This window comes from Brevibacillus sp. HD3.3A, assembly GCF_013284375.2.
GTDB classification, from domain to species: domain Bacteria; phylum Bacillota; class Bacilli; order Brevibacillales; family Brevibacillaceae; genus Brevibacillus; species Brevibacillus parabrevis.
The window spans coordinates 3,561,773-3,574,009 of record NZ_CP085874.1 but is presented as its reverse complement, the minus strand read 5'-3'; the positions used below and the strand labels follow the sequence as shown (position 1 = coordinate 3,574,009).

At 50.0% G+C, this 12,237-nt stretch carries 13 protein-coding genes; 6 read left to right on the top strand and 7 right to left on the bottom strand.

Features of this window, described 5'->3' with window-relative positions:
* Positions 1 to 16 precede the first annotated feature (16 nt).
* The 3 genes from HP435_RS16355 to HP435_RS16345 form a co-directional block, all read right to left on the bottom strand.
* A complete protein-coding gene (locus HP435_RS16355; protein ID WP_122965278.1) occupies positions 17 to 1,036 on the bottom strand; it encodes a vWA domain-containing protein in 1,020 nt (339 codons plus the stop codon).
* A 74-nt stretch (positions 1,037 to 1,110) separates the two neighbouring features.
* The gene (locus HP435_RS16350) at positions 1,111 to 2,232 is read right to left on the bottom strand and encodes an AAA family ATPase (protein ID WP_229049956.1); all 1,122 of its coding nucleotides are present in this window, start codon (positions 2,230 to 2,232) and stop codon (positions 1,111 to 1,113) included.
* A gap of 222 nt (positions 2,233 to 2,454) precedes the next feature.
* Positions 2,455 to 2,934: a DUF6530 family protein gene (locus HP435_RS16345; protein WP_122965279.1), complete on the bottom strand. Its 480-nt coding sequence runs from the start codon at positions 2,932 to 2,934 to the stop codon at positions 2,455 to 2,457.
* 273 nt (positions 2,935 to 3,207) lie between these two features.
* Between HP435_RS16345 and HP435_RS16340 the strand changes: the two genes are divergently transcribed.
* Entirely contained in the window at positions 3,208 to 3,564 is a 357-nt protein-coding gene (locus HP435_RS16340; RefSeq protein WP_173596516.1) for a GIY-YIG nuclease family protein, read from the top strand.
* 146 nt (positions 3,565 to 3,710) lie between these two features.
* Here the strand turns inward: HP435_RS16340 and HP435_RS16335 are convergent, their stop codons facing one another.
* The 3 genes from HP435_RS16335 to HP435_RS16325 form a co-directional block, all read right to left on the bottom strand.
* Positions 3,711 to 4,136 carry a VOC family protein gene (locus HP435_RS16335; protein ID WP_122965281.1) on the bottom strand — a complete coding sequence of 142 codons (426 nt, stop codon included), beginning with the start codon at positions 4,134 to 4,136 and terminating at the stop codon, positions 3,711 to 3,713.
* Between the two features lie 193 nt (positions 4,137 to 4,329).
* Positions 4,330 to 5,556: a multidrug effflux MFS transporter gene (locus HP435_RS16330; protein ID WP_122965483.1), complete on the bottom strand. Its 1,227-nt coding sequence runs from the start codon at positions 5,554 to 5,556 to the stop codon at positions 4,330 to 4,332.
* Between the two features lie 48 nt (positions 5,557 to 5,604).
* Positions 5,605 to 6,075: a MarR family winged helix-turn-helix transcriptional regulator gene (locus HP435_RS16325; RefSeq protein WP_063227529.1), complete on the bottom strand. Its 471-nt coding sequence runs from the start codon at positions 6,073 to 6,075 to the stop codon at positions 5,605 to 5,607.
* A 201-nt stretch (positions 6,076 to 6,276) separates the two neighbouring features.
* On the opposite strand from HP435_RS16325, the gene infC reads away from it, so the two are divergent.
* Both infC and HP435_RS16315 read left to right on the top strand, forming a co-directional pair.
* On the top strand, positions 6,277 to 6,762 hold the full coding sequence (infC, locus tag HP435_RS16320; protein WP_063227528.1) for a translation initiation factor IF-3: 486 nt from the start codon (positions 6,277 to 6,279) through the stop codon (positions 6,760 to 6,762).
* A 17-nt stretch (positions 6,763 to 6,779) separates the two neighbouring features.
* Complete coding sequence (locus tag HP435_RS16315; RefSeq protein WP_173598856.1) at positions 6,780 to 7,562, top strand: DUF4184 family protein; 783 nt, start codon at positions 6,780 to 6,782, stop codon at positions 7,560 to 7,562.
* A gap of 76 nt (positions 7,563 to 7,638) precedes the next feature.
* Here the strand turns inward: HP435_RS16315 and HP435_RS16310 are convergent, their stop codons facing one another.
* A complete protein-coding gene (locus HP435_RS16310; protein ID WP_173598855.1) occupies positions 7,639 to 8,589 on the bottom strand; it encodes an AAA family ATPase in 951 nt (316 codons plus the stop codon).
* A gap of 225 nt (positions 8,590 to 8,814) precedes the next feature.
* Between HP435_RS16310 and HP435_RS16305 the strand changes: the two genes are divergently transcribed.
* From HP435_RS16305 to HP435_RS16295, 3 genes are all read left to right on the top strand, one after another.
* Positions 8,815 to 9,432, top strand: a complete 618-nt coding sequence (locus tag HP435_RS16305; protein WP_173598854.1) for a hypothetical protein — start codon at positions 8,815 to 8,817, stop codon at positions 9,430 to 9,432.
* A 162-nt stretch (positions 9,433 to 9,594) separates the two neighbouring features.
* The gene (gene hflX, locus HP435_RS16300; RefSeq protein WP_122965286.1) at positions 9,595 to 10,887 is read left to right on the top strand and encodes a GTPase HflX; all 1,293 of its coding nucleotides are present in this window, start codon (positions 9,595 to 9,597) and stop codon (positions 10,885 to 10,887) included.
* An 8-nt stretch (positions 10,888 to 10,895) separates the two neighbouring features.
* A complete protein-coding gene (locus tag HP435_RS16295) occupies positions 10,896 to 12,173 on the top strand; it encodes a methionine gamma-lyase family protein (protein WP_122965287.1) in 1,278 nt (425 codons plus the stop codon).
* The last annotated feature ends 64 nt before the right edge of the window (positions 12,174 to 12,237 follow it).

Sequence of the window (12,237 nt, the reverse complement as noted above, 5' to 3'; positions counted from 1 at the left end):
TGAGTTTTCAGGCAAGTTACAAATACCGGGCAATCATTCGAACCAGCTTTGCAGGAAACTCGTGTAAATTTGTCATATCCAAAAAGCGTTCCTTTCCGTAAATTTCACTAATGACCTCCTTGTCTTGGCCGATCGCCGCTGCAAGGAAGGCGACTCCTTTTCGTTCGTACTCCTGGATCGTTTGCTGCATATCGGCAACCGCATGACTTCCGGTATAGTCGTCCAGCGCTTTCGGTTGTCCGTCGCTGATGCTGATCAACAATTTGGTCTGTTGCGGGCAGACGACTAGCCGTTCCGCCATAATGCGCAGTGCCATTCCGTCGCGATTATTGCTTCTGGCTTGAATCCGCATCAGCCGGAAGCGGTCAGTGGCGTCCGTTTTGTCCAGGTCGACATAGGCGAAGACGGACATTTGCTCCAAGCGGGACACATCCGCCGTATCCCCGTAGATCAACACAGGAATGTGGCAAAGCTGACAAAATTCATAGACGGCGATGACCGCCCGTTTGGCCGCCTCCAATCTCCCGAAGGCTGACATCGACGCGGATTCGTCCACCCGCAGACCCACGACAAGCGACGGCGATTCCGTTGGCGGGCGTTTCTTGGCAAAATATTTGTAGTCTTTGTAGGCAACGCTGTCCGCTTGAAATTTGCTGCCGTAGTAACGATTCCGCGCAAAGTCGGAAGTGACCTCATGCTCCAAGTAGGGAAGTGTCTTTCTGGCAAGCTGTTGTACGATGGGCATGAGTCCTTTGCTCAGGCGGACGTACTCCTGCTGGTTTTCCTGATCGTAGTCAGGGCGGTGCACGATGAGCTTCACTTTTCGATGAATCGAATCGGAAATGACCTCTCGTGCCGCCTGATTCAGCTTTTTGCGGAAATCGCGCTCCTGTTGCTTCGCTTCCTCTGAGGCAGACTCGGGGTTTGCCTGATGATAGCGAGGGGTGCCGTCTTCCCCCGGAGTGGAGCGCTCGATTTGAGCAGGATCGTCGGAGACTTGCGAAGAGTTGTTGTCACTGTCAGCCGATTTTTTCAAGGCGATTCCTGTTTGCTCCCGTGGCTGGTCTGTGTCAAAAGCAGCGTCGTCAATCTCCCCGGATGTCTTGATTTCTATGGCATCGTCCCAGTTTCGTTTTTTTTTAGCTCACCAGAAGAGGCTGCCTCCAGACGGGCAAACAATTCATGCTGGGCAAGTGCTTCTTCCAAAAGCTGAATTTCTTCCGGATCGGTCGTGATTTTGTAGATGACCTTGTGGTAAAGCGATGCTTTTGCAGAAATGCCGTTGGCAATCGCATCTGCCCAGTAAAAGAACGAACGCATTCCCGCCACACCCTTGATCGCATTGGCTCGTGCCGTTTTGTCCAATAGCAAAATGACATTCGCTAAGAGAGACAGCATTTCTTCATCTTGGAAGCCCGTTTTGGCCTTGACGCGCCCGATCATGACCTCTTTTGTCGGCAGATCCATCTTTTCCGTATGCTGGACTCTGTCGCGCAGTGCCTCGTTTAACGGTCTTGTTCCGGCATAGCTGCGGTTTGTCGTGATCACGGCGATGAAGTCCGGGTGCCTGCGGATGATTTCCGTTGGAAGGTTGATGCTCCCATCCAGCTCCAGGGCAGAGTTTAGCGCCATTAACACCGCAGCATCGCGAATCACGTTCGGTTCCTGGATTTCCAAAAGATAGCCCTTTTGATAGGCTCTGACGATTTCAGAAGGGTAAAATCGGTATTCAATCGCTTCCCCATCGCTCTTTTCCGCGGCAAGCTTCCCTAATTGCTTCATCATTTTGGCGGCTTGCTCCCCGGAAATCCCCAATGCCTTCATCAAAATTTCCGTGCCGCTTGCCAATCCTTCGTTTTCATAGAGAGCTGTTAAGGCGGTTTGTTGCGCAGGCTGCAAATTGTTTAGGCGCTCAGAAGAAATCACCGGCAAAATAGCTCCAATAATATCTGATTTATCCATATCAGCAAAACAAGTGACTTTCGTGTACGGAAGCCCGAAATTCGCCGATAAAGCTTTTGCCAGTTGAGTCTTGCCAGAACCCGCATCGCCCTCCAGCAAAATGTTGGCGATCTTCATTTCCCAGCGATGCCAGTTGCGCCTGACTTCGTCACTAATGCGCCGCTCTTCTTCGCTGACTTGATGGGTAGGCGGCTTTTTCCACACGAGTGCTTTTTCTTCATCAGTCAACTGTCTATCAGGTGATAAATAATCGTGTCTGTTTTCTGTCATTCCATGTTCCTCCAAATTGTCGTCATGCGGCGTGCTGCTCTGCTTTGTGCCTTTTTTCAACAGCGACAAGCGGGAGCAGGCAAGTGGCATCGCCGATCATCCATGCTTCACTCGCGGCGTGTACCGCTTCTTCGAGGGAAAACGTGTCTTCGACTAGCCGGGTACGAATGTCCCGTTGACCAGCCTTCCGATGAAAACAGGGGTAACTGCGGCTAAACAAAGCTAATAGCCCATGTCTCTTAAAACTTTTGCCAATGAGCGCAGACGCTCGCCGATCAGTTCCCCGTCGTCGCTTAAAATTTGGCTGAACTGCTTGATGTCTTCATGGAGACTTTCGTTGTCTGTGCAGATTGCGACGTTCAACGCATCGCCTTGCAGGGCAATCCTGTCGATAACGGGCTTTTGCGGATCGTAAAAATGCTCATATCTGTATGCATCGTGAAAATGAGCCAACGACCGGCAAAGCAGCAGCGACAGATCAAGAACGCGATGGAGCGGGAGTTCCTCCGGTTGACTTGCCCCGTTTTCTCCCGCGCTTTTCCACACCTTGGCTGTGATAGCGGCTTTTTTATGGTCACTTTCCCGAGTCAAGCCGAGCGAGAGCGCTTGGACATCCGTGTTTCTGGCATGACGGCCGTCCACTCGATCGTAGTTTTCTGATACCACGACAGGCTTGTGTTCGGACGTAGCGGAGATTTTCATGTTCTTTTCCTCTTTCCTTTTCGAAATTACTGCAAAGTCTATCTGAGTTTTTCGCGAGAAGCAATACTTTTTTGTTATGATTGACAAACATTTCGTTTTTATGTTTATTATTATATAAACTTAATATTAATTTGTTTGTTTTTTTATCGAGCCATCCGCGCCCCTCTTTGGAAGAGAGGGAGCTTGAGGAAAGTATACAGGCAGAAAAACGGATGGAAGACTATTACAGGCTGCAGGTCAGGTGTAGCTCGTGAAAAGTGAGGAGAAACCAAGATGAATCGCAAAGACGAACTGAAACAGACGTTTAAGGAAGCGAAGACAGAGGCGGGCGTGTATCAAATCAAAAACACCCTTAATCAAAAAGTGTGGATTTGCAGTACCCGCAATCTTAAAACGATGAACGGAAAACTGTTCACGCTCAAACTCGGCTCGCATATGAACAAGCAACTGCAAAGCGAGTGGGATGAGTACGGAGAAGAGGCGTTCGTTGCGGAAGTGTTGGAGGTTTTGAAAAAGAAGGAAGACGGATATTTTGATGAAAAGGATGAGCTGGAGAAACTGGAACAAAAATGGCTCGACAAGCTTCAGCCGTATGGAGAACGTGGCTATCATCAGGAGAAAAAGAAATAGGCGTGGGTCTAGTGGAGGGAATGCAAAGCTGTATGGATTGCAAACAAACGAGAGCGAGCCGAAACACGTTATTCTCGCGTTTCGACTCGCTCTGACGGCTGGCATGTCATGATCTACAGACAAAGAAACAGAACGGTCTTAGATGATTATTGTTCGCCTTTAGTGAAAATCTGGAAGGTGATACCGAACTTGTCGCGCACGTTGCCGTAGGCAGGGCTGAAGAATGTTTCCTGCAAAGGCAGATGTACCTGCCCGTCCTCTTGAAGCGCTGCGAAAATGCGTTCTGCCTCGGCTTTATCCTCCAACGAAATGCAAATGGTCACTTGATCGCCTAACTGATAAGGTTGTCCAGGAAACGCGTCAGAAAACATCAATTCGCTGTCGCCAATTTGCAGTGTAGCATGACCCACAAGATTTTTGGCTTCTGGCGGGAGCGGGTACTCAGGGTCTTCCGGCATTTCGCCAAACGTCTGCTTGTAAAGCACTTGCGCACCCAACACTTTTTCGTAAAACGAGATGGCTTCGCTTGCATTTCCGTTCAGGACAAGATAAGGGATCAGACGCAAAGACATGGAGGAATCAGCTCCTTCGAATAGTGGTCTAGGCATGGCTGACGACAGGAGAGCAGACAGGTATTCTGGCTTCCAATGTCATCCATAAGCAAATGATACCACAAAAGAACATACGTTCGCAATAGTGTCAAAAAAAAAACGAGGCCGCATACGCGAATCCTCGTTTTGTTGCGTCTACGCCGCATCTGAAAAGTTACGCGGCTTTTCGACGAATCATGAACAGATAGCAGACAATCGAGCCGATGGTGGCAAGCGCCATGACAATGCCCATCGGCACAGCAGTGCCTTCCCCTCCGATTCCGACCAGCGGAGCGACAATACCGCCGCTGATGAAGGAGAGCAGACCTTGCAAGGCAGACGCACTGCCTGCTGCTTTGCTCTGATTTTGCATGGCGAGCGAGAAGCCTGTCGCCCCGACGATACCGACGCTGGAAACGACGAAGAACAAAGGCACGAGCACGGCAACCAGCCCAGCGTCAAGCAAGATCATGGCGAGCAGCGTGATTCCGCCAAGCCCAGCCAGCAAAATGCCAGTGACAAACAGTTTTGTCTCTTTGACTTTTCCGGCAAGTCGTCCGGTAATTTGGCTGGCGATGATAATTCCTACCCCATTCATGGCGAAAATCATGCTGAAGCCTTGCGGAGAGACACCAAAAATTTTCTGGAACACAAAGGGCGATCCGGCGATATAAGCGAACATCGCGGCCGTGACCAGACCTTGCGACAAGGCGTAGCCCATGAAAACCCGATCTTTCACCAGCCCGCCAAAAGTGGCGAGCGTATTGCCGATTCCGGCTTTGGAACGGCGATTGACAGGCAACGTCTCCGGCAATCCGAGCAGGACGACGAGCAGCATGACGGCACCGATCAGACCAAGTGCGACAAACACGCCGTGCCAGGAGGTGAACTCCAGCAGCTGACCGCCGACGATAGGCGCGGCAATCGGCGCAATCCCGTTAATCAGCATCAGCAGGGCAAAAAACTTCGTCAGCTCTGTGCCCGAATACAAATCGCGTACAGTAGCGCGAGCGATGACGATCCCGGCAGAGCCAGCAAGTCCCTGCACAAAACGGAGGAAGATGAACGTATAGATCGAAGGAGCAACCGCGCACAAAAAAGAAGACAAGGCGTATAAAATAAGTCCGATCAAAAGCGGCATTCTGCGTCCGCGTACGTCGCTGATCGGTCCCGCGAAAAGCTGACCAACAGACAGTCCAATGAGGCAGGCGGTCAAACTGAGCTGCGCCATCGACGTACTGGTGGAAAGATCGTCAGCCAGAAGCGGCAAAGCAGGCAAATACATGTCCAGCGACAAAGGGCCAAACGCCGAAAGCGAGCCTAAAATGGTGGCGATCCACAGGCGGCGCGTCTTGTTTTCGGCAAGCGCCGATGAGTCCAGTTCTTTTGCTACATGGTTCAAAGGGATGTTCCAACCTTTCTGTTGTGGAATGAAAAGCAAACGCCCCCGCTACTCTTTGGCTTCTTCAGATGGTTGGGTGTTTTCCATATAAAAGGTCATCAAGTTGCCGTGCATTCTATCCAGCATGCCTTGCAGAACGATTTTTTCTTCATCAGTAAAATCTTCAAAGCATTTTAGTTCAAGAACGCGCAGTGCTTCCTTGACAGCTTTTGTCGCCAAACGACCTTTGTCTGTGAGAAAAACCCGCGAGATTCGCTGGTCGCGTTCGTCAGCACGACGTTCGACCAGACCGCATTTTTCCATGCGATTGATCATGACGGTAAGAGTAGCCGGTTTGACCTGGATTCGTCTGGCCAGCTCTTTCTGAATCAAGCCGTCTGTGTGGGCAAGACGCATGAGGAGGATGGGCTGTCCCGGATAGACGTCATAGTTTTGAATCAAGTATTCAACGTTCTTCTTGTGAAGCTTCATCACATGGCCCATTGCATGCGTCAAAGCAGTAGAATAATCAAATTCCACCAGAGTACCCCCGTTTGTTAGCTGGCTAACAGAATGTAAATGTAAATGATTCTCAATCCACTGTCAATACTGATCTATTATACAAAAACAAAGCGCGCTCGTCATGAGGTTGACCAAGAATGTTGCGAACAAAAGGAAGGAGAGGAGCAGCAAGCTGTAGAATGTAAGTTATTTGGAAATGAAAGGACAGGGTGAGCAAAGATGATTGTGAACGAACAAATAAAAGCGGCAGAAGTCAGCCTCACTGGAGTGGACGGAGAAGACCTCGGGATTGTCGCTACCAAAGTCGCGTTGCAAATGGCAAAAGAGCAAGGCGTCGACCTGGTGTGCCTCTCGCTGGCGACAAGTCCGCCTCCGTGCCAACTCGTAAACCGCACGAATCATAAAGAACAGCTCAATCGCGAAAAGGCCAAGCAGCGCAAGGCAGAAAAAGGCATGAAAGTAAAAGAGCTGCGCCTGAGCGCTTTTATCGAAGATCACGATTACGAGACGAAAAAGCGACAAGCCGAAAAAATATTGGCGGCAGGCGACGCCGTGCAATTGACCGTGCGCCTGGAGAAAAAAGAGAGCCAGGAAGCGAAAAAGCTTGTCGAGGGGCTGGTCAAAGAGCTGGCGCATTGCGGAAAACAAGATAAAGGGATTCAAGTGAGCGGCAAACAAGTTGTTGCCGTCCTGCTCCCCAAATAAACAAAGCGAGTGATTTCATGCCATTTACTTTTTCGCATCCGGCGATTGTGCTGCCGCTAAGAAAGTTTGCCTGGGTATCGTTCCCGGCGCTTGTGCTTGGCAGCATGGCTCCGGACTTTGAGTATTTTTTGCGGTTGGCGCCTTACAGCGTCTACAGCCATACGACACTCGGACTGTTTACCTTTGACTTGCCGCTCGTCATGCTGCTTTATTTGCTGTATCGGTTTGTCGTGGAGAAAGGCTTGCTGGCGGTTGTGCCCCTGTGGGTGGCAAAGGGCTTGGCTGGCGACAAGGGCTGGGACCAGGCGAATCGCGGGCGAGGGCGAAGCTTCTTTTTATCGTTTGTGATTTTCGCTTATTCCGCTTTGCTGGGAAGCTTCAGTCACGTCCTCTGGGATTCTTTTACCCATGACCGGGGAAGCATGGTGGAACGATTTGCCTTGCTGCAACAACGCATTTCGCTTGCTGCTTGGGAGGTTCCCGTCTACAAGCTGCTCCAGCACGGGAGCACGCTGTTGGGCGGACTGGCCATTGTGTACGTCATCTGGCGTTGCGGGCGTGAGCGGAGGGAGAGAAGTATCCAAGTCGAGCAGGCGGCAGCGCATGTGAAAGGGCTGTTTTGGATCGGCGTAGCGGCCATGGGCATGGTTGTAGCTTGTTGGGATGCGCTTTTTGTCAAAGGCGTTTCGCCTGTCTTGTATCCGCTGCAGCATGTCGTTCCGTTCATCTCGGGGGCATTGCTCGGGGTGTGCCTTTTCGCTCCAGTGGTGAGTAGGTTCGGCTTGAAAAATAAAGCTTAGAAAAGAATGCTGGCAACGAAAAAATCCCTCCTTCTTGAGAGGGATTTCATTGTATGGATGGGGAGACGCGGCAGCCCTATATGGTGAAATCCTCGGATTTTAGCGTCAGTAAATCTTCTTTCGTTGGCTCATACACCTTCAACAAGCGCACAGCTTGCACCCGGATTGCTTTTTCGATGTTATTTCGAACAAACCGCGCATTGCTGAAGTTCTCGACGAAAGGATCGTTAAGAGCTGCCGTTACTCGCCGTCTCAATTTCTCACTGGCGTCCTTGCTCAGTTCGTATTCCTTGTTCTTTGACATTAGATGAGCAATTTCCATTAATTCATCTGCATCGTAGTCAGTAAACTTGATATGAACCGGAAAGCGGGAGGGCATTCCTGGATTGAGTTCAAGAAAAGAGTCCATCTCCTCGTTGTACCCGGCGATGATACAAACAAACTCATTGCCGTAATCTTCAAGTGATTTCGTCAGGCAGTCGATGGCTTCTTTTCCAAAATCTTTTTCGCCGCCGCGCGCCAACGAATAAGCTTCATCGATGAACAAGATGCCGCCAAGCGCTTTTTTGACCAAATCTCTTGTTTTCTGGGCCGTATGCCCGATAAATTCCCCCACAAGATCTGCGCGCTCGACCTCAATCAAGTGGCCTTTTGACAATACCCCCATTTCTTTAAAGATTTTGCCGAACAGTCGGGCGATCGTTGTTTTTCCTGTGCCAGGATTTCCTTTGAACACCATGTGGAATACTTGCTTTTCGATTTTCAGTCCATGCTTTTCCCGTTCTTTATTCATTTTGATGAGCGCATAAATTTCGTAAATCGTCTTTTTGGCTTCATGCAAGCCAATCAGGTTTTCCAACTCATCAAAGACAGAAGCCAAATTGGCACTTGCTGAAGCACGAACAATTTCAGCCAAAGTATTCGGTTGTTTAATACGCAACGGTCGGTTGAAAACGACCTGAATACGATTGGAACTGCTGGACGATTCATGTACATCTGCTGCTGAACTCGCTCCTGCTTGCTTCACCCGTGTCACCTGCCTTGACCATCATACAAAAAGTATACTCAGGGAGCCGATAAAAGCTGCCTATTTTTCAAAAATGAAGGTGTTAATTTACATATTATGGAATTTTTGAAGGGTGTCACTGAGATGCTGTTCAAAGTGGTTTGCTTTTTCCGATGAAAAATGTAGAGAGTATTATGCAAATTTACCTTGTATTGTAAAATATTCAAATCGAGGAGCTGATCGTTTGTGAGCGAGTTTACATCCGGCTTTTTAATGGAGCGCATCCATATGGGGAAAGTTGCAAAATACGCGCAAAGCAGATCTGTTATGAAGGAACTGAATCATAAATGGATCGTTTATTTGACAGAGGGTGATAACGACGCTGGAATAATGGACATGTCTCATGAATATCCAGTCATGTATTTTGACCATGAGGAAGATCATGGTTGGGGTTATCGCATATACGATCATGGAAAAATCATTGCCAGCCTGCGAATAAACTACGAATTAGAGGAAGGATTGCTTTGGGAAATGGCTCAGGAGAGATACCCTGAGGGAGATCTGATTGAGATTGTATACAATCAGGCAGGCGACGAACTGAGAGAGGAAATAAAAAACAATTTCGATGAGCTGATCTTGCAATCATTTGCCGAAGCCAATATCGGCAGCTTCGCCGTTTTTGGTTTTACACATGAACAACTAGAGACACTAAACGCTACTTTGACGCCTTCAGAAGTACGTTCTGGCAGCAATATATTTCAGATTGTAAATACCTTTAAAAGCGTCTTGCAATTAGAAGAGATGAGCTGGATCAACTATGATCATGTTGTCGAGGATGCTAATTACGATCTCATGTTTGACTGACTCTCGCCACCCTACTTGGATACAATGGCTTGAATATAAAGGGGAAGCCTCAAGTGGTAATTGAAAATTTGCTAATGGAAACAAGGCGGTCCATACCACACATCACACCCGTAACGAAATGGGCAAAATGTGGTATGATAAGAGAAGAAAGGGCGTGAATCGGTGAACGATCTGATCAAAACGAAAGAAACGGCGATCTTGGTCGGTTGCTTTTTGGATAACCGCGATGCAGAGCGAACACGTCTCTCCATGGAAGAATTGCATGAGTTGGCTGCCACTGCTGGCGTTGAGGTGCTCGATGTCGTGACGCAGAACCGGGATCGAATCGACTCGGCCTGGTATCTCGGGACGGGCAAAATTGATGAAATTGCCGAAAAGGCCCATGAGCTGGACATTGATGTGGTCATTTTCAACGACGAGCTGTCGCCGAGTCAGACGCGCAATCTCGACAGGATATTCGATTGCAAGGTCATCGACCGGACGCAGCTCATTCTGGATATATTTGCTGGACGGGCGCAGTCCCGCGAAGGGAAAATTCAAGTCGAGCTTGCCCAGTACAACTATTTGTTGCCACGTCTCGCCGGACAGGGTAAACAGCTTTCCCGGCTTGGCGGGGGAATCGGTACGCGCGGTCCCGGTGAAACCAAGCTGGAAAGCGACCGACGCCATATCCGCAAACGGATCAGCGAGCTGAAACAGCAGTTGGAAGACACCGTCCGCACGAGACAGCTGCATCGGGAGCGCCGCAAGAAAAACAAAGTGTTCCAGATTGCGCTGGTCGGATATACAAATGCGGGGAAATCGACCATTCTCAATCAATTGACGCAAGCCAATACGCTGCAAGAAGATAAGCTGTTTGCCACATTGGACCCGACGACAAGACAGCTGGAGTTGCCAAGCGGCCTGGAAGTGCTCCTGACAGATACCGTTGGATTCATTCAGGACTTGCCGACGAGCTTGGTCGCTGCGTTCCGCTCTACGTTGGAAGGGGTAAAGGAAGCAGATTTGATTTTGCATGTGGTCGATAGCCACCATCCTGATTTTCAGGTGCACATGGAGGTTGTCGATAAAATTTTGCGCGAGTTGAAAGCGGAAGAAATTCCGCAACTCGTCGTATTCAACAAAGCGGACCTTTTGACAGAACGGTCTTACTTGCCGCATGCGGAGGATTCAATCCTCATTTCGGCCATGCGCAAGGAGGATCAGCAAAAGCTGCTGGCGAGACTGGAAGCCTTTGCGCTCGCTTCCTTCCATGAACTGAAGCTGCGTGTTCCGGTGGAGCGCGGAGATATTTTGTCCCTTTTGCATCGTGAAGGGGTTGAAATGGAACAGCAATTTAATGAAGAAGAGGAGTCATACCTGGTCACTGTACGCGTGAACCGGGACCATCCGATCTATGGGCGGATTGCTCCTTTTCTCCTGGATAAACCAGAGACTGTTGAAGAGAGTTGGTAAGATCACCTATGTTTCAATATTTTTCTCACGGGGAAAAGCTTCGTCCTCTCGTCCTGGAGGTAGAAGCGATGATCTCCGAAAGACATCGTCAAATTTCCGCGCTGGTGGACACCAATCAATTGAAGGTGCTGCGCTCTTTTCAAAAGCATGAGGTAAACGAATTTCACTTTTCGCCATCGACCGGATACGGATACGACGACTCCGGCCGGGCTACGCTGGAATCGATCTACGCAGACGTTTTTGGCGGAGAGGCGGCGCTGGTTAGACCGCACATCATTTCCGGAACACATGCGATTGCCATTTCGCTGTTTGGGATTTTGCGTCCTGGCGACGATTTGCTCTACATCACGGGCAAGCCGTATGACACGTTGGAAGAGGTCGTAGGTGTGCGCGGCGAAGGCCAAGGTTCGCTGAAAGAATACGGGATCGGGTACAGCTATGTGCCTTTGACACCGGAGGGCGAAATCGATTTTGTCGCGGTGGCGCAGGCGATTACGCCCAAGACAAAAGTGATTGGCATCCAGCGCTCGCGCGGTTATGCGGATCGTCCGTCCTTTACGATCGCCAAAATCCGCGAGATGATCCGCATGGTCAAGGAAATTAATCCGGCGCTGATCGTGTTCGTGGACAACTGCTACGGTGAATTTACGGAAGAGCTGGAGCCGCTGCATGTCGGCGCCGATATTATGGCTGGTTCGCTCATCAAAAACCCGGGCGGCGGTCTGGTCAAGACTGGCGGATACATCGTCGGGCGGGAAGACCTTGTGCGTCTCGCTTCGTTCCGGATGGCAGCACCAGGGATTGGCGCAGAGGGTGGAGCTTCGCTGTACTCGCTGTTGGAAATGTTTCAAGGCTTTTTCCTGGCGCCACACGTCGTGGGAGAAGCGCTGAAAGGCGCGGTGTTCTCCTCGGCGCTGCTGGAACGACTCGGCTTTCAGACCAATCCGCTCTGGCATGAACCACGCACGGACCTCATTCAGTCTGTCGCTTTTGGCAGTGCGGAACGGCTGATTACTTTTTGCCAAGGGATTCAAAAAGCAGCTCCCGTCGATTCGCACGTCACGCCGTACCCGAGCGAAATGCCGGGGTATGCAGACCCGGTTATCATGGCGGCGGGAACGTTCATTCAAGGAGCGAGCATCGAGTTTTCCGCAGACGGTCCGATTCGCCCGCCATACTTGGGCTTTGTGCAAGGCGGTTTGACGTACTCGCATGTCAAAGTAGGGATTTTGACGGCGTTAAACGGCTTGCTGGACAAAGGATTGCTCGAATTGCCTGAGGCGTAAACGCTTTTTACAAAGGAAAGACGGCATTCTCTCGTGAAGGGAGAAGCCGTCTTTTTGCTATTCG